Origin of the sequence: Geodermatophilus nigrescens, assembly GCF_900129495.1 — a bacterium.
GTDB lineage: Bacteria > Actinomycetota > Actinomycetes > Mycobacteriales > Geodermatophilaceae > Geodermatophilus > Geodermatophilus nigrescens.
Genome location: NZ_FQVX01000001.1, coordinates 1,476,141 through 1,500,643, shown reverse-complemented (window position 1 = coordinate 1,500,643; position 24,503 = coordinate 1,476,141). Strand labels below are relative to the sequence as shown.

Here is a 24,503-nt window from a genome sequence, read left to right as displayed (position 1 = left end):
GTCATGGACAAGCCCACGCTCGCCGTCACCATCGGCGACGTCGCCGGCATCGGCCCGGAGATCACCGCCAAGGCCCTGCTCGGGCACGACGACCTGCGCGCCGAGTGCGTGCCCGTGGTCGTCGGCGACGTCGGCGCGGTGCGCCGGGCCGTGCAGGCCGTCGGGGGCGACCCGGCCGTCGTGCGGCCGATCGACGACCCGCGCGCCGCCACGAACGAGCCCGGCACCGTGGAGGTCGTCCAGGTCGGCGACCCGATGCCCGAGGTCCCGCTCGGCCGGCTCAGCGAGGTGGCCGGCGACGGCTCCTACCGCTTCGTCGTCGCCGCCTGCGACCTGGCGAAGTCCGGGGCGGTCGACGGCATCGTGACCGCGCCGCTGAACAAGGCGGCCATGCACTCGGCCGGCCACGCCTGGCCCGGGCACACCGAGCTGCTCGCGCACGAATTCGGCGTGGAGAACTTCAGCCTCGTCCTGTCGGCCGGCGACCTCTACCTGTTCCACCTGACCACGCACGTCTCCCTGCGGCAGGCGATCGAGGCGGTCACCCCGGAGCGCACGCAGGCGGTGCTCCGGCTGGCCGGCGCCTTCACCCGCGCGCTGGGCAAGCCCGACGCGGAGGTGGCGCTGGCCGGGCTCAACCCGCACGCCGGGGAGAACCGCATCTTCGGCGACGAGGACGCCGACGTGCTGGCCCCGGCGGTCGAGGCCGTGCGCGCCGACGGGGTCAACGCCGTGGGCCCGCTGCCGGCCGACGCGCTCATCCCGGCGGCCGTCAAGGGCAAGTACGAGATGGTCGTCGTCTGCTACCACGACCAGGGGCACGCGCCGTTCAAGGCCGTCTACGGCGACGACGGCGTGAACATCACCGTGGGCCTGCCGGTGGTGCGGGTGTCGGTGGACCACGGCACCGCCTTCGACATCGCCGGCCAGGGCATCGCCCGCGAGGGCAGCCTGGTGCTGTCCTGCCGGCGCGCGGCCGCACTCGCCCGGGGGTGGGACCAGGTCTGGCAGACGGCGCAGGCCTCGGCCGCCCAGCTCGGCGCCTAGGCTCGCCACCCGTGCCGGGTCTCGACCGGGCCGCCGGGCGGCCGCTGCACGTGCAGGTGGCGGACGCGCTGCGCGCGCAGATCCGCGACCACCGCCTGCCGCCGGGGTCCCCGCTGGACGGCGAGATCGTCCTGCAGGAGCGCTTCGGGGTGGCCCGGTCGGTGGTGCGACAGGCGCTGTCGACCCTGGTGGCCGAGGGGCTGGTCGAGCGCAGCCGCGGGCGGGGCAGCATGGTGGCGCCCGCGCGGCAGCACCACCGGCTGGTGCAGCGCGCCAGCGGGCTCTACGCCCAGATGGCCGCCGAGGGCCTCGAGGTCACCACCGAGGTGCTGTCGCTCGACGAGGAGCCGGCGGCCTCCGCCGAGGACCGCTGGCTGGGTGGGGACCGGGTGCTGCGGCTGGAGCGGCTGCGGCGGGTGGACGGCCGGCCGCTGGCCCGCATCCGCACCGCCCTGCCACTCCCCCGCTGCGCCGGCCTGACGGCCGAGGAGCTCACCGACGCCTCGCTGCACGAGGTGCTCACCCAGCGCTTCAGCGCCCGGCCGACGAGCGGGCGGCGGCAGGTGCGGGCGGTGGCCGCCGACGTCGACCTCGCCCGGGAGCTGGAGACGCGGCCGGGGGCTCCCCTGCTGCTGCTCGAGGGCCGGACCCAGGACCAGGACGGCCGGCCGCTCGAGGTGTTCGCCACCTGGCACCGCGCCGAGGACATCGCCTTCGACGTCGACCTGGAGGCCGGCCCGGCGGACCCGTCCGGCTCTCCTCCGCCCTCTCCTCCGCCCGGCCGGGAGGGCCTACGGGAGGCCGCCGAGCAGGCCCAGCTGCTGGCTGACCGCCTCCGCGAGCTGGCCGACCGCGAGCCCTGAGGCCGGCAGGCTCCGGTCCGCCTGTTGGCCGATCACCGACGGGTAGCGTCGGCGCGGAACGAGGAGGCTCCATCGCCACAGACCGTGGACGCGACGCCGACGCCCGTCTCGACTCCCCCGCGCAGGGCGGGGAGACGACCGACGGGGAACCGGCCGCCCAGCTCACCGACGCCCAGATCCCGTCACACCAGGCCGTCGAGTGCCCCGAGTGCGGCGCTCCTACGTCGGCGCGAGCGCTGTCCTGCTGGGGGAACTGCCGCGCGTGCCGCACGGCCCAGTCCCGCCTGACCGACCCGCTCCGCTGGTGACCGGCGCCGTCACCCGTGGATCCCGGGCGCCCCGACCTCACGCAGGTCGGTGACCGCCAGGACCCGGCCGGTCGGGTAGAGCTCGATCTCGGCGTCCTCGGTCGCCGCCGCCATCACCGTCAGCCAGCCGGCGGGCCCGAACCGGACGACCCTCCGCACCAGCTCCAGTTGACGGGACGGATCCGCCGGGTCCTGGACCGACGCGGGCCTGGTAGAGGTGCCGGTCATTGACGGTGGTGATGTCCATCGGCCGAGCCTCCTCCGCGGGGTGCCTGCGCGACACCTGCGGCGGACAAGGGGACCCGCCGGACCTGAAGGCGCAGATCAGGCGGTGGGCGACGGACGAGTCGGCCTGTACGCCGGGGACGGATCCGGGGATGTTGATCACTGATGGCTGAGGCTTGGTTGGGCCTCTGACCTGCGCATTCACCTTCGACTGTCGCTTGCCGTATTGGACTGTCCGTGGGCCTTCTGCGGACTTAGTGCGGACTAGCGCCAGGTCTGGGTGGCTCGACAGCAGCTGGGTGCAGGTGTCCCTGAAGGCGGCTTCAGGGACACGGGGCACAGGTCCCGCGCGTCGGCCGGGCACCCGGCGGGCTCCTGGCTCAGGAGGCGTGTAGCAGGCGCGCCACCCGCGCGACGAAGGCCTCGTGCGACGTGCCGTTGCGTTGTTCCGCTGTGAGGGGATGACCGTCCTCGACGAGTTCAATGTGCGGGCGCTCGCCGACCGGCTGCGTGTGGACTAGCACGTGCAGTCCGAGCGTCGGTTCGTCGAAGACCGGGAGGTTGTTGGCGAGTTGACCCTGTGCTGCCGGCATCGACTCCCTTCCGGGCGTCTCCCAAGCCTCTGCCATCTGAACGAGGTCGTCGCGCGCGACCGAGACCCAGAGGCCCCACTGGAAAGGCTCGTCCAATCCCGCGACGGGTACTCGGACGAGCCCCCGAACGAAGAACTCTTCGTCGCGGATGACGCACATGTCGCTGCTCAGCTCGCAGCCCTTGACCCGCCACAGTTTCCGCGACCAGGCGTCCGGGCCTGCGATGTGGAATGCCTGCGGCAACTCGCGGTGCCACCCACCGCAGACCGAGCAGTGGAATCCCGTCGCACCATCCGCGGGCGGGTCGAGACGTGCCGGTCTCCGGCCACTGCGACGACGCAAGAAGCTCACGGCGCGATAGTCCCCGACCAGCCGTCGCGCAACTGCTGCGCTCCGAGTACGTGTCGGCCTCATGGGAGGCATCGACACCAGACGCCCCACATGCTGGCTTCCAGTCGACCGGCAACGTCCCCAAGTGGGCCGCTTGAGGACACCCGGTCGGCTCGCCCCCGGGGCGGCTTTAGCGGCGGCCAGTGTCAGCCGATCCTCCCTGTGCCAGTCAGCGCCACGATCTGAGCAGGCGCTACCACTCCACAGTCCAGGCGGCGGAGTCGGTGACTACTTAACGGGCTCTCGGGCGCGAGCCCGGCAGACCCTCGAGACATCCCTGCGTAGGGGTGACGCAGGACTTGCGCTGGGATGCCCGGATGTGAAACCCTGCGTTGACCCGACCGTCAACCGTAGGAGAAATGCCGTGGAGCGAAGCGTTCTGATGCCAGTCCCCCTGTCACTCGTCGGTCGCGTGGCCGACCTCCTGGACGAGTACGACTTCCAAGCAGGCAGAGGAGGGCTGGCTGGGACCCTCGAAGGCGACCGCGTCTTCGTCCCCCAGCAGGGTCCGTGGACTGCCGAGGAGATCGGCCGACTCGCCGGCCGCATGGTGGAGCGCAAGTACGACCTCGTCGTGGACCTGATGGACCTGGCGGCTGCCAAGGGGGACTGGGTCGTCCCCCCTGTGGAGCGAGCGGAATCCCCTTACCACGTTCGAAATCAGCTCAGCGCCATGACGAAGCTCATCAAGCGAGACTTCGACGGCCGCAGCTACTGGCCGATGGAGTGGAAGCGCCGAGAGGACGGGGTGTACGTCTACCGCACCCTGCCGGAGATTGCCGCTTGGTGGCAGGCGGCCCGCAACGAGCAGTCGGCCGGTGCGAGGTGAGCAGACGGGTCATCCTCACGTGTCCGGCCTGCTTCTCGGCTGACGACGTCGCCGCGAAGAGGGCTCCAGATGGGTTCGGCTTCCTCTACAGCTGCACGAATGTGCGACGCCATGATGACCTCCAGTCGGCCGTCTGGCATGCAAATCCCGAGTCTGACGCGCGTTCCTCTGCTGCTGGGGACGGTGTGCTCGATGACCTCTATGACCCACTAGTGGCTGTGCTGAAGCCTGGTGAGCCCTTTCTTGAGCACGGCATCATCGAGGCCCGGCTCCGACAAACCGCGTGGGACGTGTTTGCGCGCCACGTCGACGAGATGGGCCACGTGGCGTTCGGCGACATCAGAAACACCGCCAGCAACCGCATTGGAATGGCTCTCGGGCAGCTCCGCAGCCGGGGCATCGTCGTGGACAAACGCCTTCCGGGTACCGGCGCATGGAGCTACAACACTGACATCGGCTTTTGGGCTCTCGCCCCGGCAGAACCTGGTCGGCCAGTGCAGACATGGGTTGACTACGCCGCTGCTACCAGCCGTAGCCCTGACTTCACCAACGAGGACAGGTTGGGCCTAACTAGCCGTCGTCAGGGTGTGCATTACCCGTGGCAGGCGGACTGACCCTAAGGCCGCCTTCAGGGACAGCTCGGTCCACCGATCCGCCGACTCGGGGAGTCGTCTTGAGCCCTGCGCAACCCGACTTCACGCCTCACCCAGGGCCCGCAGCTCGCACTGGAGACACGCGAGATCGAGAGGGACACACCTCATGCACTCGGCGTCCAGGAACTCGTTGCGACGGGTTGGGAACGCCTGGGCGGGGCGACTCAGCCGCGTAAGCGACCGCTTGTCAGGAGAGGGCGGGCGGAACGGCCAAGCTCATCCGCCGCTGTACGAGAGCAAGCAGCCCTTCGAGGTCGTCACGGGCAGCCTGCACCGGATCAACCTCACGGAGCCCAGTCGGTGTCCGCTCGATCCGGGCGATGACCTTGTCCTTGCCGCGCCGCACGAACAACCGGTCCTGCGCGACGTCAGCCCACCACGACAGCTGCAGGGTCGGGACGGACGACGGCGCCCACCACGCTGCCCACTCAGGGCTGTCGAGCCGGTCGAAGAGATCGTGCAGGGTCCGCCAGTAGAGCTCGGGGACGTCGTTGGTCGGTCCACCGCCGATGCCCAGGATCCGGCGCTCCGCCGGATCGGGGACCACTAGGAGGACCGTCTCCTCAGGACCGTCTCTCTCAGCAGAGCGACGGTCGGTCTCCACGGGTTCCGGGGTGGACGACGGCTCCTCGACCGCAGCGTCCGGCCGCCCCGGCAGTCCCGCCGACTGCAGCACCGTGAGCCGCGGGGCGCCACCCACTCCCTCGTCGACGGCGACCGCACAGGACCCGGCGTCGTCGCCGAAGGGGTCGACGCACGGCACCACCTCGAGGCGATCGGCGGCGGACCAGCGGAGCGTCCTTGCCGCGCGTCGGTAGCCCTCCACGGTCGTGAAAGCGACCTGCTCCGGTGACGCGGCGCGCTTCGTGCCGTCTCCGTCGGTGACTTCCAGGACCAGGCGGCCGAAGCCGTCGGGCATCGTCCGGAAGACGCAACGTGCGCGCCAACGCCGTCCGGGCGAGGACTTCCATTCGCTTGCCCAGGTGAAGACGAAGTCGGCGTCGATGACCGCCTGTCTCGCGGCTTCCAGGGCGGACGGGTCCAGGCCGCGGAAGGACGCTAGACCCCGGGCTGCGGCGTGGACCGCTTGCAGGACCACTCGACGCTGCACAGCCAGCGCTAGATCCGCGAAGCCCGGGACCACGCGGACGGCAGCCGACTCGAAGCCTTCCCACACGCGGTCGGTGAAGGTCGGGGACACGACGACGGTCCGGCGCGGATCCACGGGCACCCGCACCAGCCGGCCGTCGGTGTCGATGAAGATGCGCAGGGTCGAGACGGTGTGCGGTACGGCGTCGTCGCCGAGAGATGCGCTGTAGGCGTCGCAGATGCCGCGCGAGACCTTCGCGAAGGCATCGCCGTCCCGGTCGTGCTCGTGCCACCGCGTGCCCCACCACCCGGACGTCGGGTAGACCTCCACGGTCCGGAAGTACGGCACCAGCACCCCTCAAGCGGCCTATCAGCGACATGAGCAGTCTCGCGGACCGACCGCCCGCCATCGCCGCAACCGACGCCTCGACACCCCCGTACGGGCCATTCGCACCGGTGGGTCGCGTCCGCAGCCGGCTGGAGCCAGGACCGCCCTCCCCTGGTGGTCCGTCGACGCATCAGGTCGGACTGCAGGAGCACTGGAGAAGGTCGAGAGACGTTCCTCGCCTCGCTGAGGCTTTCCACAGGGCCGCGCGGATCCACAGATCCTCGCTCAGCCGGCCTCACTGAGATGGGACAGCGCTAGGTCCGGGACGAGAGCGGCAACTGGGTCGCTCCATCCCACTCGAGGAGTGCGACGTGGCCAGCATCGCCCGCCGCCCGGACGGAACCCACCGCGCACGCTTCTGCGACGCAGCCGGCCGGGAGCACGCCCGGCACTTCAAGCGGAAGGTCGACGCCCAGCGGTGGCTCGACGAGATGACCGCGGCGATGGTCACCGGCCAGTACGTCGACCCCGCGGCGGGCCGGCTGACCGTCCGCGAGTACGCCGAGCAGTGGCGGGCTGCTCAGGTGCACCGGCCCAGCACGGCCGCACATGTCGAGACGATGCTGCGTCGGCACGTCTACCCGACGCTCGGGCACAAGCGCCTCGCCTCGGTCCTGCCGAGCGACGTCCAGACACTCGTCAAGCGGTTGTCGGCCGACCTCGCGCCGGCCACCGTCGGCGTCGTCCACCGCATCCTCGCCGCGGTCTTCAAGGCCGCCGTCCGGGACCGCCGGATCGTCGCCTCGCCCTGCGAGGGCACCCGGCTGCCGAAGGTGCACCGAGGCCGCATCGAGCCGCTGTCCTGGGAGGCCGTCCAGGCGCTCACCGACGCGATGCCCGACCGCTACCAGGCGCTCGCCACGCTGGCCGCCGGCACCGGCCTCCGGCAGGGCGAGGTGTTCGGCCTCACGGTCGACCGCATCGACTTCCTCCGCCGCCAGCTCACCGTCGACCGGCAGCTGGTCACCATCCCCGATCGCGCTCCGTATCTCGCGCCGCCCAAGACCCAGGCGTCGGTGCGCGTGGTCCCGCTCCCCCAGGTCGTCCTCGACGCCCTGGCGGCCCACCTGGCGGAGTGGCCGGCCGACGAGCTGGTCTTCACCACGGAGCTCGGGGCGCCCATCCGCCGGACGGCCTTCTCCGCCCGCGTGTGGCGGCCGGCCGTGCGGCGGGCCGGCCTCAGCGGCGTCACCTTCCACTCGCTGCGGCACTTCTACGCCAGCCTGCTCATCCGGCACGGCGAGTCGGTGAAGACCGTCCAGGCCCGACTGGGCCACGCGTCGGCCGCCGAGACGCTCGACACCTACAGCCACCTGTGGCCCGACTCGGACGACCGGACGCGCGCCGCCGTCGACTCGGTCATGCGCGGATCTGCGGACTATGTGCGGACTGAGCACCCCCTCTGACCGTGTATGTGCTGGTCAGAGGGGTGCGACGGACGAGTCGGCCTGTACGCCGGGTTCTGTCCTCGGGCGCCTCGCGGCCTCCCGATGGGCGGTCATCCATCTAGGCCCGCCGTTGCCGGCGGGCTCGAGCGGTCCACCCGCAGGCATCGGGCGGGCAGCCCTCGAACGCCTGCGCAGGACGGCGGTCGCCCGCCGTCCCTTCTCGACCTTGCTCCGGGTGGGGTTTACCGAGCCGCACCGGTCACCCGGTGCGCTGGTGGTCTCTTACACCACCGTTTCACCCTCACCAGCCGCGTCTCCGGAGAGGCGCTGCTGGCGGTCTGTTCTCTGTGGCACTGTCCCGCGGGTCACCCCGGGTCGCCGTTAACGACCACCCTGCCCTGTGGAGCCCGGACGTTCCTCGGCGACGGGGTCTCCCCCGCCGACGCGACCGCCCGGCCGACTCGTCCGTCGTGCCGGCCAGTCTACGGGTCGCCGCCGGGTCAGTTCTCCGGCTCGTGCAGCGGCTCGTTGCCCCCGCCGACGACGACCGGCCCGGCACCCGAGCCCCACTGCCAGCCCGCCACCTCCGGCAGGTCCTCGCCGTGGGTGCGGATGTACCGCTTGTGCTCGATCAACCGGTCCCGCAGCCGGTCGCGCAGGTGGGCGCCGCGGGAGCGCAGCCGCGGCACCCGGTCGATCACGTCGATCGCCAGGTCGTAGCGGTCGATGCCGTTGACCACGCACATGTCGAACGGCGTCGTCGTCGTGCCCTCCTCCACGTAGCCGCGCACGTGGATGTTGCCGTGGTTGGTGCGCCGGTAGGTCAGCCGGTGGATCAGCCACGGGTAGCCGTGGTACGCGAACACGACCGGCCTGTCGGTGGTGAAGTACGCGTCGAACTCGGCGTCCGACAGGCCGTGCGGGTGCTCGCGGTCGTCCTGCAGCCGCATCAGGTCGACGACGTTGACCACCCGCACCCGCAGGTCCGGGAAGGCCGAGGTGAGGATCTCCGCGGCCGCGAGCGTCTCCATCGTCGGCACGTCGCCGGCGCAGGCGAGGACGACGTCGGGCTCGGCGCCGGCGTCGGTGCTCGCCCACTGCCAGATGCCGATGCCCTTGGTGCAGTGCTCGACGGCGGCGTCCATGTCGAGGTACTGCAGCGCCGGCTGCTTGCCCGCGACGATCACGTTGACGTACTGCCGGGTGCGCAGGCAGTGGTCGGCGACCGACAGCAGCGTGTTCGCGTCCGGCGGCAGGTACACCCGGATGACGTCGGCCTTCTTGTTGACGACGTGGTCGATGAAGCCCGGGTCCTGGTGGGAGAAGCCGTTGTGGTCCTGCCGCCACACGTGCGAGGTGAGCAGGTAGTTCAGCGACGCGACCGGCCGCCGCCACGGGATGTCGTTGGTCGTCTTCAGCCACTTGGCGTGCTGGTTGACCATCGAGTCCACGACGTGGATGAACGCCTCGTAGCAGGAGAAGAACCCGTGCCGGCCGGTCAGGAGGTAGCCCTCCAGCCAGCCCTGGCACAGGTGCTCGGAGAGCACCTCCATGACCCGGCCGTCAGGCGCCAGGTGGTCGTCCTCGGGCTCGCGCCGCGCCATCCAGGTGCGGTCGGTCGCCTCGAGCACCGCGCCGAGCCGGTTGGAGTTGTTCTCGTCGGGCGCGAAGACGCGGAAGGTCTGCGGGTTGCCGCGCATGACGTCGCGGAGGAACTCCCCCAGCACCCGGGTGGCCTCCACCGCGCCGGTGCCCGGCTCGGGCACGGGGACGGCGTAGTCGGCGAACGCGGGTATCCGCAGCGGCTGGAGCAGCAACCCGCCGTTGGCGTGCGGGTTGGCGCTCATCCGGCGCGTGCCCTCCGGGTGCAGGTCCCGCACGGCCGGGACGGGCGCACCGGCGTCGTCGAACAGCTCCTCGGGGCGGTAGCTGCGCAGCCACTCCTCGAGCACCCGCCGGTGGCCGTCGTCCTCCCGCGCGTTGGCGAAGGGCACCTGGTGCGAGCGCCACGAGCCCTCGACGCGGTGCCCGTCGACCTCCGCCGGCCCGGTCCACCCCTTGGGCGACCGCAGCACGATCATCGGCCAGCGCGGCCGCTCCGCGGCGCCGCCCTCCCGGGCCCGCCGCTGGATGTCGGCGATCGCGTCGAGGCAGCGGTCGAGCGTCGCGGCGAACTGCTGGTGCATGAGCGCCGGGTCGTCGCCCTCGACGACGTACGGCGTGTGCCCGTAGCCGCGCAGCAGGGCGTCGAGCTCGTCGGGCTCGATGCGGGCCAGCACCGTCGGGTTGGCGATCTTGTAGCCGTTGAGGTGCAGGATCGGCAGCACCGCGCCGTCGCGGGCCGGGTCGACGAACTTCGTGGCGTGCCAGCTCGCGGCCAGCGGCCCGGTCTCGGCCTCGCCGTCGCCCACGACGGCTGCGACGACGAGGTCCGGGTTGTCGAAGGCGGCGCCGTAGGCGTGCACCAGGGCGTAGCCGAGCTCGCCGCCCTCGTGGATCGAGCCGGGGGTCTCGGGCGCCACGTGGCTCGGGATCCCGCCGGGGAAACTGAACTGGGTGAACAGCCGCTTCATCCCCGGCTCGTCCTGCGACACGTCGGGGTAGACCTCGCTGTAGGTGCCCTCCAGCCAGGCCGACGCGACCGGGCCGGGGCCGCCGTGGCCGGGGCCCATCACGTACATGCAGTCGAGGTCGCGCGCGGCGATGGCCCGGTTGAGGTGCGCGTAGACGAAGTTCAGCCCCGGCGTCGTGCCCCAGTGGCCGAGCAGCCGCGGCTTGACGTGCTCCGGGCGCAGCGGCTCGCGCAGCAGCGGGTTGTCCATGAGGTAGATCTGGCCGACCGACAGGTAGTTGGCCGCCCGCCACCAGGCGTGGATGCGGGTCAGCTCCTCCGGGGTCAGCGGCCCGGCGCCGTCGGTCGCGGCGATCTCCTCGCGCGTGCTGGCCTCGGTCACCGTCGTCCTCCCGGGGGTGGTCGCGCTCGACGCCCCCACCCTGGCGGACCCCCGGGCGCGCCGCAGTCCGGCCCGGGGTGTCCGCTCGGCGAACACCCGGCGACGGGAGCCTCCCGGTCCACCGGAACTCCCCGGTCCCCGTTGCCGGGTCCCGCGGGCCTCCCTACGGTCGACCCGTCCGGACGGCCGTTCCGCCCCAGCCGGGGTGATCCGCCCGGACGCCGCCGAGTCGCGGACCACGCCTGTGGCCGCGAGCCGGGGACCCACCGCGTCACCGGGGTGAGTCCCACCGCCCGGTCCTCCCGGGAGGTGGGTAGGGCGACATCCCCGCCCGAACCCGTCAGCTGACCCGGTAGGCGGCCACGGGAGAAACGGAGAGCCGCGACACGGGGAGCGCCGTCGGCGCCTGCCCCGACGCGCCCCGCCCCCAGACACCTCGCCGTGGCCCGCGCACCCGCGCCGGCCGCCGCGCCTCCGGGATCCGGACCCGACCGGCCTCCGCACACGCCCGCCCGGGCTGCCGCGCGCCGTCCCGGACCCCGTGCCCTCCCCTGCCCCGGGGCGGTCCCCTGCCGAGCAGACGGCGGGACCGCGCGGGGCCACACGACAGGAGCTCTCCTCGTCATGCGCAGACACGCCCTCCGCCGCACGCTCACCGTCGGCACCGCCACCGTCGCGATCTGCCTGGCCGGCCAGTCGGCCGCCTCCGCGGACCGATCCTGGGACGGCGACCGTCCCGACCGGGGCGGCTGGTCCGAGCACTGGTCCGGCCGCGGCGACGCCGTCCCGGCACCCGCCCCCGCTGCCGCGCCGGCAGCGGCTCCCGCACCGGCGGCGGCTCCCGCACCCGCGCCCGCCGCCGCGGCGGCCACCGCCGTCGTCGCCGTCGCCACGGACCTCACCGGGGCACCGACCCCGACGTCGACCGCCTACAGCGCCTGGGCGCCGCACGTGCGGCCGGCCGTCGCGGAGGTCACGCAGGCCTTCGCGGTGTCCACCGTCCTGACCCGGCCCGGGCACTCCCCCACGCAGGAACTGGCCGCCGACTTCATGGTCTACGCCGACGCGGCGAAGGGGCACGCGGTCGCCCAGTTCGTCATCGACAACGCGGCACGGCTGCGCGTCGAGTACGTCATCTGGCAGCAGCGGATCTGGCTGGTCGGCGGGTCCGGCTGGCAGGCCATGGCCGACCGCGGCTCGCCGACGGCCAACCACATGGACCACGTCCACGTGAGCTTCCTGCCGTGACGCCCGCCTGAGGGGTGGACGGCCGGCGCGCTCAGCCGGCGTACAGCGCGAAGCCGGTCCTGCGCCGGCCGTCCACCTCCGGCGTCGCCATCTCGACCTGTCGCCGTGCCTGCTCCTCGACCGGGTCGTCCGACAGCGCCTCGAGGTAGCGGCGGTGCTCGGCCAGCGAGGCCACCGCCCGGTCGACGACGTCGGTGACGTCGACGGCGTGCGTCGCCCCGACCGGCGTGGCGACGGCGACCCAGCGCACGCCCCGCCACGGCTCCTGCCCGGCGAGCTCGGGGAAGATCCACTCGTTGGCGGCGTCGCCCACCGCGTCGATCACAGAGCGGCCGAGCGCCCGGTGGTCGGCGCTGTTCCAGTACGCCGGGGCCACGCCCGGCGGCGTCCACGTCTCGCCGAAGTGCATCGTCACCACCAGCTCCGGCCGGTGCCGGCGGATCGCCGCGGCCAGCGACCGGCGCAGCTCCAGCCCCTCGACGAGCCGGCCGTCGGGGAACCCGAGGAACTCGACCTCCGAGACGCCGACCACCGCCGCCGACGCCCGCTGCTCCCGCTCGCGCAGCGGCCCCGCCTCCCCCGGCGGCAGCCCGGCGATGCCGGCCTCCCCGCGGGTGGCCAGCAGGTACCGGACGTCCCGCCCGGCGTCGGTCCACGCGGCGACGGCGGCCGCGCTCCCGTACTCGACGTCGTCGGGGTGGGCGACGACGACCAGCGCGCGCTCCCAGTCCGTGGGGAAGGGCTCGGTCACGCCCGGCCCCGGGCCACCCGCAGCGCCGCGCCGATCATCGGCGCCTGCAGCGGCAGCCGCAGCACCCCGGCGGCCAGCAGCGCCGGCCTCCCCCGCGCGATGCGGAGGTGGTGCAGGTGCGCCGGCACGAACGACGCCAGCAGCCCGGCGGCGGCCCAGCCCCCGGCCCGGCGGGTGGGCGGCGCGGCCAGGAGCGCCGCGGTGGCCACCTCGGCCACCCCGCTGCCGAGCACCCAGGAGCGGGCGTCGCCGAGCTCCGGGGGCACCAGCCACTCGTAGGTCCGCGGCCGCACCAGGTGCAGCACGCCGGATCCGCCGAGGGCGGCGGCCAGCCAGGTCGCCGGGGCGGGGAGGCGCATGGCGCCACCGTAGGCTCCCGCCCCGTGTCCGCCGCCGACCTGGTCATCGCCGCGGCGGTCTCCCTGCTCGCCGGCGTCATCAACTCGATCGCCGGCGGCGGCTCGCTGATCCTCTTCCCCACCCTCGTCGCGCTCGGCCTGCCCACCGTGGCGGCCAACGTGACCAACTCGGTGTCGCAGTGGCCCGGCTACCTCGGCGGGATGCTCGGCTTCCGCCGCGAGTACGCCGGCCAGCGCGGGCGGCTCGTGCGCCTCGGCGTCGTCGCGGTGCTCGGCGGCACGGCCGGCAGCGTGCTGCTGCTGACCACGCCCAGCGAGGCCTTCGACGTCGTCGTGCCGGTGCTCGTGCTGCTCGCCAGCCTGCTGCTGGCGGTGCAGCCGCTGCTCACCCGCCGGCTGCGCGACCGCGACGACGGCGCCGTGCGCGACCCGTGGTGGCTCTACGTCGCGCTGTTCCTCGCCACCGTCTACGGCGGCTACTTCGGCGGGGCGCTCGGCGTCATCCTGGTCGGGGTCCTCGGGACGGCGCTGCACCGGCTGGCGCTGGCCAACGCGCTCAAGTCGGCGCTGTCGGCGGTGACGGCGACGGTCACCCTCGTCGTCTTCGGGCTGTTCGGGCCGATCGCCTGGGAGGTGGTCGCCGTCGCGGCGCCGGCCAGCCTGGTCGGCGGGTTCGCCGGCGCGCGGATCGCCAGCCGCATCCCCGCGACGCCGCTGCGGGTGCTCATCGTGGCCTTCGGCGTCGCGGTCTCGGTCTACCTGTTCACCCGCATCTGAGGTGACCGACCCGGTCGCGCTCGGCACCGCCGGCGTCGTGCTGGCCGCGACCCTCGCGGCGGCCACGGCCGGCACCCGCCGCGTGCCTCCGGCGGCGGTCGCCGTGGTGGGCGCGGTCTACCTGGTGGCCGTCGGCGCGGTCGGCTTCGCCGCGGCCGAGACGGCGGTGCGCGGGGTGCTGCCCACCGTGGCGTTCCTCGTCGTCGTGCTGGTGCTCGCCGACCTCGCCGACCGGGAGGGCGTGTTCACCTGGGCGGCCGCGGCGACGGCCCGGCGGGCGGGGCGGTCGGCCGGCGCGCTGCTCGGCCGGGTCGTGCTGCTCGCCGCCGGGGTGACGGCGCTGCTCAGCCTGGACGCCACGGTCGTCCTGCTCACCCCGGTCGTGCTGGCCACCGCCGCCCGGATGGGGCTGCCGGCGCGCCCGCACGCCGTCGCCACCGGGCACCTGGCCAACTCCGCGTCGCTGTTGCTGCCGGTGTCGAACCTGACCAACCTGCTGGCGTTCTCCGCGAGCGGGCTGTCGTTCCTCGCCTTCGCCGGGCTGATGGCCGGCCCCTGGGGAGCCGCGGTCGCCGTGGAGTACCTGGTGCTGCGGCGGCTGTTCCGCGCCGACCTCGCGGTGCCCGTCGCGGCGCCCGTGGCCGAGGTGCCGCCGGCGCCGCGGGCCGCCCTGGCGGTGGTCGGGCTGACCGCGCTCGGCTTCGGCGCCGCCTCGCTCGCGGGCCTGCCGCCGGTGTGGCCGGCCGTGGCCGGGGTCGCCGTGCTCGCCGTCCGGCTGGCGCGGGCCGGGCGGCTGCGGGCGGCCGACGTCGTGACCGCCGCCGACCTGCCGTTCGCGCTGTTCGTCTGCGGGCTCGCGGTGGTCGTGCAGGCCGTCCTGGGTGCCGGGCTCGAGCAGGGGCTGGCGCGGCTGCTGCCCGACGGCGAGGGGCTGGCCGAGCTGCTCGCGGTCGCCGTCGTCGCCGCGGTGCTGGCCAACGTCGTCAACAACCTGCCGGCCACGCTGGCGCTGCTGCCGGTGGCCGCGGCCGTGGGGCCGGGTGCGGTGCTCGCCGTCCTGGTCGGCGTCAACGTGGGGCCGAACCTCACCTACGCCGGGTCGCTGGCCAACCTGCTGTGGCGCCGGGCCCTCGGGGCGGAGGCGCCGTCGGCGGCGCGGTTCGGCGCGCTCGGCCTGGCGACGGTGCCGCTGACGCTGCTCGCGGCCACCGTCGCCCTCTGGCTCATGGTCAGGTGATGGAACGGCCGCCCTTCAGGGTCCCGCGCCGAGCTTGCGAGGCGTGCGGGGAAGGGTGGTCCTTCATTCGCCGCCGCGGCCGGGCTCGCCGATGGCGACCATCGCCTCGACGGCACGGCGGGCGCGGGCGGCGGTCTCCGGGTCGACGTCGATCGCGCCCTCGCCGGTGCGCAGCGTGTGCAGCAGCTTGGCCGGGGTGATCATCTTCATGTAGCGGCAGGCGGCGCGCTCGTTCATCGGGATGAACGCCGTCCCGCTGTTGAGCGCCCGCAGCTGGTGCAGGATGCCGACCTCGGTGGCCACCAGCACCTGGCCCGACGAGGTCCGCGCCGCGGCCTCGACCATGCCCCCGGTGGACAGCACGCGGGTGCGGTCGGCGGGCAGGTCGCCGTGGCTGACCAGGTCGAGCACCGAGGTGGTGCAGCCGCACTCGGGGTGCACGAGGATCTCCGCGTCCGGGTGCGCGGCGATCTGCGCGCGCACGTCGGCCGGGCTGATGCCCGCGTGCACGTGGCACTCCCCCGCCCACACGTGGATGTTCTCCCGCCCGGTCACGCGCTTGACGTGCGCGCCGAGGAACTGGTCGGGGCAGAAGAGGATCTCGCGGTCCTCGGGGATCGAGCGAATGACGTCGGCGGCGTTCGACGACGTGCAGCAGATGTCGGTCTCGGCCTTCACCGCGGCGGTGGTGTTGACGTAGCTGACCACGACGGCGCCCGGGTGCTCGGCCTTCCACTCGCGCAGCTGCTCGGCGGTGATCGAGTCGGCCAGCGAGCAGCCGGCCGCGTGGTCGGGCAGCAGCACCGTCTTGTCCGGCGAGAGGATCTTCGCGGTCTCGGCCATGAAGTGGACGCCGCAGAAGACGATCTCGCGGGCGTCGGTCTGCGCCGCGACCCGCGAGAGGTAGAGCGAGTCGCCGGTGAAGTGGGCGACGTCCTGGATCTCGGGCACCTGGTAGTTGTGCGCGAGCACGACCGCGCCGCGCTCGTCGGCCAGCCGGCGGACCTCGGCCGCCCAGGTCTCGTACTCGGCGGGCGACAGGGTGCGCTCGTCGCCGGCGACGGCGGGGGTGGCGGGCGCGATGGTCGCGGTCACGGGGCTCCTCGGAGATGCGGGGGGCTCATCGTCCCCGTCCCGCCGTCGGAGGCCGGACCGGGGTGCGCCGGGTACAACGCCGGCCGCCCCGGCCCGCTTCCCGCTCACCGTCGGACGGCAGCGCCGGTCGTCAGCCCCGGACGTCGAACGACAGGAAGGTCACCCGGCTGCCCTGCACCACCCGCGGGTCCTCGAACGCGATCTCCGGCGGGCCGCCCGCGCCGAAGTAGGGGCGGCCCGAGCCGAGCACCACCGGGACCTGCGCCAGCACCACCCGGTCGACCAGGCCCGCCCGCAGCGCCTGCCCGCCGACGTCGCCGGCGGTCACCGTGACGTCCCGATCGCCGGCGATCTCCCGGGCGCGCTCCACCGCCGCCGGCACGTCCGGCGCGAAGGTGAAGGGCGCGGTGCCCCGGTGCGGCCAGTCGTCGGCCGGCCGGTGCGTCACGACGACGACGTGCTCGCCGTTCGGCGGCACGCCGCCCCAGCCGTCGGTGATGTCGAACAGCCGGCGGCCGCAGACCATGACGCCCACCCGGCCGGCGAACTCGCGCAGGAACTCCGCCGTCGGGGCGGTCACCCGGAACGGCCGGGCGGGGTCGCTGAAGGTCAGCTCCACGTCCCCGTTGCCGTACCAGTCGAACAGCGGCCCCGGCATGTCGTCGTCGCGGCCGACGAACCCGTCCAGCGAGACCGCCGCGAACAGCACCACCGCGCCCATGGCGCACCTCCTGCGTCCCGGCTCCCCGGCGGAGCCGCTGGGGGTCAGACCGCGCCGCCGTGCTCAACTCGTCGGTTGAGCAAGCGAGGTGAGGCCGGACACACCGCCCCCGGACCTACGATTCCCGCGCCGCACCGACCTCAGCCAAGGGACTCCCATGCGCCGTCGCCCCCTCCCCCTCGTCCTGGCCGCCGCCACCACCCTCGCAGTCGTGGCCTGCGCCCCGCAGGAGGAGTCGACCGACGCCGGCGCCTCCTCCGGCGGCGGCTCGGCCACCACCGGCGCGTGCACGCCCGACGAGCTCGACACCCTCGAGCCGGGCACCCTGACCATCGCCACCGACCAGCCCGCCTACGAGCCGTGGATGGTCGACGACACCCCGGAGAACGGCGAGGGCTTCGAGTCCGCCGTCGCCTACGCCGTCGCCGAGCAGCTGGGCTACGCCGAGGACGACGTCACCTGGACCCGCGTGCCGTTCAACGCCGCCATCCAGCCCGGCCCGCGGCCCTTCGACTTCGACATCAACCAGTTCTCGATCACCGAGGAGCGCCGGCAGGCCGTCGACTTCTCCTCGCCGTACTACACGGTCAGCCAGGCCGTCATCACCACCGCCGGCTCCGCGGCCGACGGCGCGGCGAGCCTCGACGAGCTGCGCGGCCTCCGCCTCGGCGCCCAGGTGGCCACCACCAGCCTCGACGTCCTCACCACGGTGATCGACCCCGAGTCCGACCCGGTCGTGTTCAACACCAACGACGACGCCAAGCTCGCGCTGCAGAACGGCCAGGTGGACGCGATCGTCGTCGACCTGCCGACGGCCTTCTACATCACCGCCGCCGAGCTCGACAACGGCGTGATCGTGGGCCAGATCGAGGACTCGGGCGAGAGCTCCACGGCCGAGGGCGACCAGTTCGGCCTGCTCCTCGCCAAGGACAGCCCGCTCACCGACTGCGTCAGCCAGGCCGTCGACGCCCTGCGCGAGGACGGCACGCTCGCCGACCTCGAGCAGCAGTGGCTCTCCGACGTCGCCGACGCGCCCGTCCTGTCCTGAGCACCGTCCTCCCCGGCGGGGCGCTGCCCCCGCCGAGCGCGCTCGAGCTCGAGCGCCGGGCCTGGCGCACCCGCCGGGCCCGGCGCTCGACGCTGGTCGCGCTGGCCTCGACGCTGCTGTTCGCCGTCGTCGCCTACCTCGCGGTCACCCGCTCGCCGGGCTGGCCGCGGGTGCAGGCCACGTTCTTCTCGCCGTCGGCCGCGCTCGACGCGCTGCCGGAGATCGCCGAGGGGCTGCTGGTCAACCTGCAGGTGCTCGTCGTCGGCGGGCTGCTCGTGCTCCTCGTCGGGCTCGGCACCGCCGCACTGCGGACCCTGCGCGGGCCGGCGTGGGCGCCGCTGCGGATCCTCGCCACGGTCTACGTCGACCTGTTCCGCGGCATCCCGCTGATCATCGTGCTGTACCTGGTCGGCTTCGGGTTCCCCGCGCTCGGCCTGCAGGGCGTGCCGACGTCGCCGTTCGTCCTCGGGACGGCGGCGATCGTGCTCGTCTACTCCGCCTACGTGGCCGAGGTGTTCCGCGCCGGCATCGAGTCGGTGCACCCCAGCCAGCGCGCCGCCGCCCGCTCCCTCGGGCTCACCCACCGCCAGACGATGCGGATCGTGGTGCTGCCGCAGGCGCTGCGCACGGTCACCCCGGCCCTGCTCAACGACTTCGTCGCGCTGCAGAAGGACGTCGGCCTGATCTCCGTGCTCGGCGCGATCGACGCCGTCCGCTCGGCGCAGATCCAGGTCGGGCAGACCTTCAACTTCACGCCCTACGTCGTCGCCGGGCTGCTGTTCGTGCTGCTCGCCGTCCCGTCGGCCCGGCTGGCCGACGCCGTCACCGCGCGGGCGCGCCGCCGCCAGCAGAGCGGGTCGCTGCTGTGAGCGTCCTCGAGCTGCGGAACATCGTGAAGGCGTTCGGGTCGAACGTCGTGCTGCGCGGCGTGGACCTCGCCGTCGACGAGCACCGGGTGGTGGCGCTCATCGGCGGGTCGGGGTCGGGCAAGTCGACGCTGCTGCGCTGCGCGTCGCTGCTGGAGACCGTCGACGACGGCCAGGTGCTGCTCGACGGCGAGGACGTCACCGACCCGCGGGTCGACGCCGACCGGGTGCGCCGGCGGATGGGCGTCGTCTTCCAGGCCTACAACCTCTTCCCCCACCTGTCGGTGCTCGACAACGTGACGCTCGCGCCGACCGCCGTGCACGGGCGGCCGCGGGCGGAGGCGGTCGAGGAGGCGCGCGGCCTGCTGGCGCGGATCGGGCTGGCCGACAAGGCCGCCGAGTACCCCGACCGGCTGTCGGGCGGCCAGCAGCAGCGGGTGGCGATCGTGCGCGCGCTCGCCGTCCGCCCGCGGGTGCTGCTGCTCGACGAGGTGACCAGCGCGCTGGACCCCGAGCTCGTCGGTGAGGTGCTCGCGCTGGTGCGCGAGGTGGCCGGTCAGGGCATGACGATCGTGATGGCCACCCACGAGATGGGCTTCGCCCGCCAGGTGGCCGACACGGTGGCCTTCCTCGACGGCGGGGTGCTGCTGGAGTCCGGCCCGCCGGCGCAGGTGCTCGGCGAGCCGGAGCACCCGCGCACGCGGCAGTTCCTCGCCCGGGTCATCGACGCGGGGCGCCTGTAGTTCCTGGCGGCGGTGCGGTCCGGAGGACCGCGGTGTCACCGCAGGTGCGCCGTGTCGTTGACGACGCGGACCGAGGTGCGGCCGTCGGAGCTCCACGCGACCGTCGACAGCGACGCCGCCTCGAGGAACACCCGGTGCACCACCTCGTCGCCGACGCCGAGGCCCGCGGCGAGCATCAGCTTGATCGGCGTGACGTGGCTGACCAGCAGCACCGTCTTCCCGGCGTGCCGCTCGAGCAGCCGCGCCCGCGCCCGGGCCACCCGCCGCGACACGTCGGCCACCGACTCGCCGCCCGGCGCGGCCACCGTCACGTCGGACATGAACCGGCGCGCGGCCAGCGGGTGCCGCTGCTGCGCCTCGGCGCCGGTCAGCCCCTCGAGGTCGCCGAAGTCGAGCTCGACCAGGTCGTCGTCGAGGTCCACCGGCAGGCCGAGCGCGCCGGCCACGACCTCGGCGGTCTCCCGCGTCCGGCGCAGCGGCGAGGCGACGACGACCTCGATGCCGAGCTCCTTCGCCCGGACGGCGGCCGCCTCGGCCTCCGCGCGCCCGGTGGCCGACAGGGGCAGGTCGTTGCGGCCGCTGTAGCGGCGCTCGGGGGTGTGCTCGGTGCGCCCGTGCCGCAGCAGGTGCGTCACCGTGGTGACCGGCGGCGCGGGCTCGGCGGCCGGCTGGACGTCGTCCTCGACCACGGTCGGCTCGGCGGCGAGGTCGCGGTGCACGGGCCGGCCGTCCATCGCGCTGTTGGCCAGGGCGTCGGCGGCGCCGTTCTGCGCGCGCGGCACCCAGGTGTAGCGGACGCTGCCCAGCCGCCGGGCGATCTCGCGGGCCTGCACGGCCAGCTTCTGCATGTCGGGGTGCTTGATCTTCCAGCGCCCCGACATCTGCTCGACGACGAGCTTGGAGTCCATCCGGACCTCGACGTCGGCGCTCGCGTCCAGGTCGAGCGCCGCCTGCAGCCCGGCCACCAGCCCGCCGTACTCGGCCACGTTGTTGGTCGCCCGACCGACCGACGCCGCTCGCTCGGCGAGCACCCGCCCGGTGTCGGCGTCGCGCACCAGGGCGCCGTAGCCGGCCGGCCCGGGGTTGCCCCGCGAGCCGCCGTCGGCCTCGACGACGAACCGCCTGCTCACAGCCCGGACTCGGCGGTGCGGACGAGGATCCGGCCGCAGTTCTCGCAGCGCACCACCTCGTGCGGGTCGGCGTTGCGGACCGCGGCGAGCTCGCGGCCGTTGAGCTCGATGCGGCAGCCCTGGCACTGGCGGGCCTTGAGCATGGCCGCGCCGGTGGTGCCGGTCTGGGTGCGGATGCGGTCGTACAGCGTCAGCAGCGGGGCCGAGATGGCGGCGGCGACCTCGTCCCGAGCGGCCTGGTGCCGCGAGGTCGAGTCGGCGATGTCGGCCAGGGAGTCGTCGCGGAGCTGCTCGGCCCGCTCGCGGTCGGCGACGGCCGAGGCCCGGCCGGTCTGCGCGGCGACCAGCGCGGCGTCGGCGGTCTCCCGGCGCTCCATCAGCTCGAGCACCTGGTCCTCCAGGTCGGACTGCCGCCGCCCCAGCGACTGCAGCTCCGACTGCAGCGAGGTGATCTCCTTCGGCGTCGCCGCCCCGGAGTCGATCCGGGACCGGTCGCGGTCGGCGCGCTGCCGGACGGTGTCGACGTCGCCCTCGAGCCGCTTCTGCTCCCGGTCGAGGTCGCGCACCTCGGTCTCCGCGCGGACCTCCGCCTCGGCGAAGGTCCGCTCGGACTCCAGCGCGGCCTCGACGGCGGCCGTCTCCGGCAGTGTCCGCTTCCGGTGGGCGAGCTGGGTGAGCGCGACGTCCTCGTCGGCCAGCGCCAGGAGCTTCTGCTGCTCGAAGTGGTCGGCCTTCACCAGGACAACCTACCGGGGCTCCGCCCCGTCCCCTGGCCCTCGGCCCCCGTGCAGGGTCCCGCCGCGAGCCTGCGAGCGGTGGGGGGCACGGGGGTCCTTCGACTTACCTGCGGGCGGTCTCCCCTCCCGTCGCTCCGGGCGGGGCGGACTCCAGCGGGTCGGGGAGCTCGCGGAACGTCGGGTCCTCGCGCTCGGCGGTGTAGTCGGCCGGCGCCGTCGCGTCGACGCCGTCGGACACCTTCATCGCCCGCAGGACCACGGTGACGAGCACGGCCACCAGCAGGTTGGCCAGCAGCGCGAGCAGCCCGGTGTAGACGCTGGAGGCGCTGTCGAGGCCGAGCTTGGACAGCGCGAACGACGAGCCGCCGAAGTGCTCGCGGACGACCGTGCCGTCCGGGCCCAGGCGCGGGATGTTGTAGAGCATCAGCAGGCCGGAGGCCATGCCGGCGAACCAGCCGGCGATGAGCCCGCCGCGGTGCAGCCAGCGGGTGTAGAGGCCCAGCGCGACCGCGGGCAGCGTCTGCAGGATGATCACGCCGCCGATGAGCTGCAGGTCGATGGAGAACTGCGGGTCGATGAACAGGATCGCCGCGACCGCGCCGAACTTGACCACCAGCGAGACGATCTTGGCGACCTGCGCCTCCTGCCGCGGGGTGGCGTCCCGCTTCAGGAACTCCTTGTAGATGTTGCGGGTGAACAGGTTCGCCGCGGCGATCGACATGATCGCCGCCGGCACCAGCGCGCCGATGCCGATGGCGGCGAACGCGACGCCGGCGAACCAGCTCGGGAACATCTCCTGGAACAGGACCGGCACGATCGTGTTGCCGTCCTCGCCGATCGGCGTGACCCCGGCGGCGATCGCCATGAAGCCCAGCAGCGCGATGAAGCCGAGCGCCAGGCTGTAGACCGGCAGCGCGCTCATGTTGCGCTTGAGCACGTCGCGGTTGCTGGCGGCCAGCACGCCGGTGAGCGAGTGCGGGTAGAGGAACAGCGCCAGCGCCGAGCCGAGGGCCAGCGTCGCGTACCCCAGCTGCCCGGTCGCCGGGAGGATGACCCCGGCGCCGGTGCCGGCGGAGAACTTCTCCTCGGCCGCGCCGAAGATGGCGTCCCAGCCGCCCAGCTTCACCGGGATGACGATGACCGCGACGATGATCGTCAGGTAGATCAGCGTGTCCTTGACGAACGCGATGAGCGCCGGCGCCCGCAGCCCGGAGTTGTAGGTGTAGAGCGCCAGGATCACGAACGCGACGATCAGGGGCAGCTCGCCCTCGACGCCCATCGCCTTGAGGATCGCCTCGATGCCGACCAGCTGGAGGGCGATGTAGGGCATCGTCGCGACGATCCCGGTGAGGGCGACCAGCAGCGCCAGGCCCGGGGAGTCGAACCGGGCGCGCACGAAGTCGGCCGGGGTGACGTAGCCGCGCACGTGGCTGACCGACCACAGGCGGATCACCACGAGGAAGACCAGCGGGTAGATGACCACCGTGTACGGGACGGCGAAGAAGCCGGCCGCGCCCGCGCCGAACATCAGCGCCGGGACGGCGACGAACGTGTAGGCGGTGTAGAGGTCACCGCCGAGCAGGAACCAGGTGACCCAGGTACCGAAGTTGCGCCCGCCCAGGCCCCACTCGTCGAGGTGCATGAGGCTCTCCGCCCGCCGCCAGCGCGAGGCGACGAACCCCAGCACCGTGACGACGACGAAGAAGAAGATGACGATCGACAGCTCGACGACGTTGACCCCGTCCACGGCTCAGCGCCCCCCGTCCCGGTCGGTGTCGCGCGGCGTCGTGCCCCGCGCGGTGGTGTCGCGTGCGGCGGTGTCCCGCGGCGTGGTGTCCCGCGCGACGGCGGCCCGGGCGGCGGCCTGCTCGGCCGGGCTGCGCCGGGTGGCCCGGTAGACGACCACGGTGGTCAGCACGCCGAGGGCGACGAACAGCAGCTGCACCCAGTAGAAGAACGGCCAGCCGAACAGCGTCGGCTCCACGCGGTTGAACAGCGGGACGAGCAGCGGCACCACGATCGGCACCAGCAGCAGCCAGTTCCACGGGCTGCGGTCGCTGCGCACCGGCGCCCCGTCGGTCCCCCGCGGTCCCCCCGCGGGCGGTGTCACTGCGCTGGCCATCCGTCCCCTCCTCGTCCACCGGCCCGTCGGGCCGGGTCGTCCCCCGTGCGCGGGCCCCGGTGCACCGTCCAGGGATCGGTGCGCAGCCGCGACGCGGCCACCGAGACCCTGCCCGACAGGTCCCCGGCCAGCACGTCCGCGGCCACGGGCACCCAGGGCCACTCGGAGGCGAAGTGTGCCACGTCACAGACCGCGGGCCCGTCCGACTCCCGGGACTCCGACACGGGGTGGTGGCGCAGGTCGCTGGTGAGCAGGACGTCGGCGCCGGCGGCCGCGGCGGCCGGCAGCAGTGAGCCGCCGCTGCCCCCGCAGACGGCGACCGTGCGCACGGGCCGGTCCGGGTCCCCGGCCGCGCGGACGCCGCCCTCGGTGGCGGGGAGCACCGCCGCGGCGAGCGCGGCGAACCCCGCCAGCGTGGTCGGCTCGGGCAGCTCCCCCACCCGGCCGTGTCCCTGCCGCGAGCCCGGTGCCACCGGCTCCAGCGGCCGGGTGCCGGTCAGCCCGAGGACGGCGGCCAGCGCGTCGTTGACGCCGACGTCGGCGGCGCGGTCGGCGTTGGTGTGCGCGACGAACAACCCGCACCCCGCTCGGACCAGCCGGTGCACCAGCCGCCCCTTCGGGTCGTCGGCGGGGACGCCGTGCACCGCGGTCAGGAACAGCGGGTGGTGGGTGACGAGCAGCTGCGCGCCGGTGTCGATCGCCTCGTCGACGACGTCGGCGACCGGGTCGACGGCGACGAGCACGCGCCCGACCGGTTCGGCCGGGTCGCCGCACACGAGCCCGACGGCGTCCCAGCTCTCGGCCAGCGCCGGGTCGTAGCGGGCCTCCAGCGCGGCGACGACCTCGCCCAAGGTGGCGGTCACGGGCGCCGACCCTAGAGGCCGGGCCGGTCGGCGGAAGCCGGCAGGAGGGCGAGCAGCCGACCGGCGCCGGGGGCGGGCG

General features: G+C 73.8%; 24 protein-coding genes, 1 other RNA gene and 1 riboswitch. Of the genes, 11 read left to right on the top strand and 14 right to left on the bottom strand.

What is annotated here, in order from left to right; all coding sequences use genetic code 11:
* Window positions 1-3: 3 nt before the first annotated feature.
* Both pdxA and BUE37_RS07390 read left to right on the top strand, forming a co-directional pair.
* A complete protein-coding gene (pdxA, locus tag BUE37_RS07395; RefSeq protein ID WP_073419366.1) occupies window positions 4-1,047 on the top strand; it encodes a 4-hydroxythreonine-4-phosphate dehydrogenase PdxA in 1,044 nt (347 codons plus the stop codon).
* An 11-nt stretch (window positions 1,048-1,058) separates the two neighbouring features.
* On the top strand, window positions 1,059-1,910 hold the full coding sequence (locus tag BUE37_RS07390) for a GntR family transcriptional regulator (protein WP_083628399.1): 852 nt from the start codon (window positions 1,059-1,061) through the stop codon (window positions 1,908-1,910).
* A gap of 317 nt (window positions 1,911-2,227) precedes the next feature.
* On the opposite strand, the gene BUE37_RS23735 is transcribed toward BUE37_RS07390, so the two are convergent.
* Window positions 2,228-2,377 carry a hypothetical protein gene (locus tag BUE37_RS23735; protein WP_175562800.1) on the bottom strand — a complete coding sequence of 50 codons (150 nt, stop codon included), beginning with the start codon at window positions 2,375-2,377 and terminating at the stop codon, window positions 2,228-2,230.
* A gap of 446 nt (window positions 2,378-2,823) precedes the next feature.
* Window positions 2,824-3,387, bottom strand: a complete 564-nt coding sequence (locus BUE37_RS07385) for a DUF2199 domain-containing protein (protein ID WP_175562799.1) — start codon at window positions 3,385-3,387, stop codon at window positions 2,824-2,826.
* A gap of 451 nt (window positions 3,388-3,838) precedes the next feature.
* Here BUE37_RS07385 and BUE37_RS07380 point away from each other — a divergent pair, with 451 nt between their 5' ends.
* Both BUE37_RS07380 and BUE37_RS07375 read left to right on the top strand, forming a co-directional pair.
* Window positions 3,839-4,255: a hypothetical protein gene (locus tag BUE37_RS07380; protein ID WP_139252845.1), complete on the top strand. Its 417-nt coding sequence runs from the start codon at window positions 3,839-3,841 to the stop codon at window positions 4,253-4,255.
* Between the two features lie 212 nt (window positions 4,256-4,467).
* Window positions 4,468-4,869 carry a hypothetical protein gene (locus BUE37_RS07375; RefSeq protein WP_139252844.1) on the top strand — a complete coding sequence of 134 codons (402 nt, stop codon included), beginning with the start codon at window positions 4,468-4,470 and terminating at the stop codon, window positions 4,867-4,869.
* A 226-nt stretch (window positions 4,870-5,095) separates the two neighbouring features.
* On the opposite strand, the gene BUE37_RS07370 is transcribed toward BUE37_RS07375, so the two are convergent.
* On the bottom strand, window positions 5,096-6,346 hold the full coding sequence (locus BUE37_RS07370) for a hypothetical protein (RefSeq protein WP_139252843.1): 1,251 nt from the start codon (window positions 6,344-6,346) through the stop codon (window positions 5,096-5,098).
* A gap of 350 nt (window positions 6,347-6,696) precedes the next feature.
* Between BUE37_RS07370 and BUE37_RS07365 the strand changes: the two genes are divergently transcribed.
* Window positions 6,697-7,791: a tyrosine-type recombinase/integrase gene (locus BUE37_RS07365; RefSeq protein ID WP_073419362.1), complete on the top strand. Its 1,095-nt coding sequence runs from the start codon at window positions 6,697-6,699 to the stop codon at window positions 7,789-7,791.
* 29 nt (window positions 7,792-7,820) lie between these two features.
* Here the strand turns inward: BUE37_RS07365 and rnpB are convergent.
* Together rnpB and BUE37_RS07355 are read right to left on the bottom strand one after the other, a co-directional pair.
* Window positions 7,821-8,237: RNase P RNA component class A (gene rnpB, locus BUE37_RS07360), an RNA gene on the bottom strand.
* Between the two features lie 36 nt (window positions 8,238-8,273).
* The gene (locus BUE37_RS07355) at window positions 8,274-10,727 is read right to left on the bottom strand and encodes a phosphoketolase family protein (RefSeq protein WP_217651144.1); all 2,454 of its coding nucleotides are present in this window, start codon (window positions 10,725-10,727) and stop codon (window positions 8,274-8,276) included.
* A gap of 229 nt (window positions 10,728-10,956) precedes the next feature.
* A riboswitch (cyclic di-AMP (ydaO/yuaA leader) is annotated at window positions 10,957-11,101 on the top strand.
* A gap of 250 nt (window positions 11,102-11,351) precedes the next feature.
* Between BUE37_RS07355 and BUE37_RS07350 the strand changes: the two genes are divergently transcribed.
* Window positions 11,352-11,975 carry a VldE C-terminal domain-containing protein gene (locus BUE37_RS07350; RefSeq protein WP_073419361.1) on the top strand — a complete coding sequence of 208 codons (624 nt, stop codon included), beginning with the start codon at window positions 11,352-11,354 and terminating at the stop codon, window positions 11,973-11,975.
* A 31-nt stretch (window positions 11,976-12,006) separates the two neighbouring features.
* On the opposite strand, the gene BUE37_RS07345 is transcribed toward BUE37_RS07350, so the two are convergent.
* Complete coding sequence (locus tag BUE37_RS07345; RefSeq protein WP_073419360.1) at window positions 12,007-12,726, bottom strand: PIG-L deacetylase family protein; 720 nt, start codon at window positions 12,724-12,726, stop codon at window positions 12,007-12,009.
* Entirely contained in the window at window positions 12,723-13,085 is a 363-nt protein-coding gene (locus BUE37_RS07340; RefSeq protein ID WP_073419359.1) for a DoxX family protein, read from the bottom strand. Before BUE37_RS07340 ends, BUE37_RS07345 begins: the two co-directional genes overlap by 4 nt.
* 24 nt (window positions 13,086-13,109) lie before the next feature.
* Between BUE37_RS07340 and BUE37_RS07335 the strand changes: the two genes are divergently transcribed.
* Entirely contained in the window at window positions 13,110-13,862 is a 753-nt protein-coding gene (locus BUE37_RS07335) for a sulfite exporter TauE/SafE family protein (RefSeq protein WP_073419358.1), read from the top strand.
* A gap of 1 nt (window position 13,863) precedes the next feature.
* Window positions 13,864-15,099: an SLC13 family permease gene (locus BUE37_RS07330; RefSeq protein WP_073419357.1), complete on the top strand. Its 1,236-nt coding sequence runs from the start codon at window positions 13,864-13,866 to the stop codon at window positions 15,097-15,099.
* A 63-nt stretch (window positions 15,100-15,162) separates the two neighbouring features.
* Here the strand turns inward: BUE37_RS07330 and nadA are convergent, their stop codons facing one another.
* Together nadA and BUE37_RS07320 are read right to left on the bottom strand one after the other, a co-directional pair.
* Window positions 15,163-16,194, bottom strand: a complete 1,032-nt coding sequence (gene nadA / locus BUE37_RS07325) for a quinolinate synthase NadA (protein WP_245794354.1) — start codon at window positions 16,192-16,194, stop codon at window positions 15,163-15,165.
* A 130-nt stretch (window positions 16,195-16,324) separates the two neighbouring features.
* Window positions 16,325-16,915 carry a dihydrofolate reductase family protein gene (locus tag BUE37_RS07320; protein WP_073419356.1) on the bottom strand — a complete coding sequence of 197 codons (591 nt, stop codon included), beginning with the start codon at window positions 16,913-16,915 and terminating at the stop codon, window positions 16,325-16,327.
* 157 nt (window positions 16,916-17,072) lie between these two features.
* Here BUE37_RS07320 and BUE37_RS07315 point away from each other — a divergent pair, with 157 nt between their 5' ends.
* The 3 genes from BUE37_RS07315 to BUE37_RS07305 are packed head-to-tail and all read left to right on the top strand — an operon-like array spanning window position 17,073 to window position 19,572.
* Window positions 17,073-17,963 (top strand): ABC transporter substrate-binding protein, encoded by an 891-nt coding sequence (locus BUE37_RS07315; protein ID WP_073419355.1) that lies wholly within the window; start codon window positions 17,073-17,075, stop codon window positions 17,961-17,963.
* A complete protein-coding gene (locus BUE37_RS07310; RefSeq protein WP_217651143.1) occupies window positions 17,924-18,832 on the top strand; it encodes an amino acid ABC transporter permease in 909 nt (302 codons plus the stop codon). The genes BUE37_RS07315 and BUE37_RS07310 overlap by 40 nt, the downstream gene beginning before the upstream one ends.
* A complete protein-coding gene (locus tag BUE37_RS07305) occupies window positions 18,829-19,572 on the top strand; it encodes an amino acid ABC transporter ATP-binding protein (protein WP_073419354.1) in 744 nt (247 codons plus the stop codon). Before BUE37_RS07310 ends, BUE37_RS07305 begins: the two co-directional genes overlap by 4 nt.
* A gap of 35 nt (window positions 19,573-19,607) precedes the next feature.
* On the opposite strand, the gene BUE37_RS07300 is transcribed toward BUE37_RS07305, so the two are convergent.
* The 5 genes from BUE37_RS07300 to BUE37_RS07280 form a co-directional block, all read right to left on the bottom strand.
* Window positions 19,608-20,702: a bifunctional RNase H/acid phosphatase gene (locus BUE37_RS07300; protein WP_073419353.1), complete on the bottom strand. Its 1,095-nt coding sequence runs from the start codon at window positions 20,700-20,702 to the stop codon at window positions 19,608-19,610.
* Window positions 20,699-21,439 carry a zinc ribbon domain-containing protein gene (locus tag BUE37_RS07295; protein ID WP_073419352.1) on the bottom strand — a complete coding sequence of 247 codons (741 nt, stop codon included), beginning with the start codon at window positions 21,437-21,439 and terminating at the stop codon, window positions 20,699-20,701. The genes BUE37_RS07300 and BUE37_RS07295 overlap by 4 nt, the downstream gene beginning before the upstream one ends.
* A gap of 103 nt (window positions 21,440-21,542) precedes the next feature.
* Window positions 21,543-23,186, bottom strand: a complete 1,644-nt coding sequence (mctP, locus tag BUE37_RS07290; protein WP_073419351.1) for a monocarboxylate uptake permease MctP — start codon at window positions 23,184-23,186, stop codon at window positions 21,543-21,545.
* Between the two features lie 3 nt (window positions 23,187-23,189).
* On the bottom strand, window positions 23,190-23,561 hold the full coding sequence (locus BUE37_RS07285) for a DUF3311 domain-containing protein (protein ID WP_083628395.1): 372 nt from the start codon (window positions 23,559-23,561) through the stop codon (window positions 23,190-23,192).
* Window positions 23,546-24,424, bottom strand: a complete 879-nt coding sequence (locus BUE37_RS07280) for a Nif3-like dinuclear metal center hexameric protein (RefSeq protein WP_083628393.1) — start codon at window positions 24,422-24,424, stop codon at window positions 23,546-23,548. Before BUE37_RS07280 ends, BUE37_RS07285 begins: the two co-directional genes overlap by 16 nt.
* Window positions 24,425-24,503: the final 79 nt, after the last annotated feature.

Coding starts and splice junctions, on each gene's coding strand:
- pdxA (WP_073419366.1), top strand. CDS start 4: ATGGACAAGCCCACGCTCGCCGTCACCATCGGCGACGTCGCCGGCATC.
- BUE37_RS07350 (WP_073419361.1), top strand. CDS start 11,352: ATGCGCAGACACGCCCTCCGCCGCACGCTCACCGTCGGCACCGCCACC.
- BUE37_RS07340 (WP_073419359.1), bottom strand. CDS start 13,085: ATGCGCCTCCCCGCCCCGGCGACCTGGCTGGCCGCCGCCCTCGGCGGA.
- BUE37_RS07320 (WP_073419356.1), bottom strand. CDS start 16,915: ATGGGCGCGGTGGTGCTGTTCGCGGCGGTCTCGCTGGACGGGTTCGTC.
- BUE37_RS07315 (WP_073419355.1), top strand. CDS start 17,073: ATGCGCCGTCGCCCCCTCCCCCTCGTCCTGGCCGCCGCCACCACCCTC.
- BUE37_RS07285 (WP_083628395.1), bottom strand. CDS start 23,561: ATGGCCAGCGCAGTGACACCGCCCGCGGGGGGACCGCGGGGGACCGAC.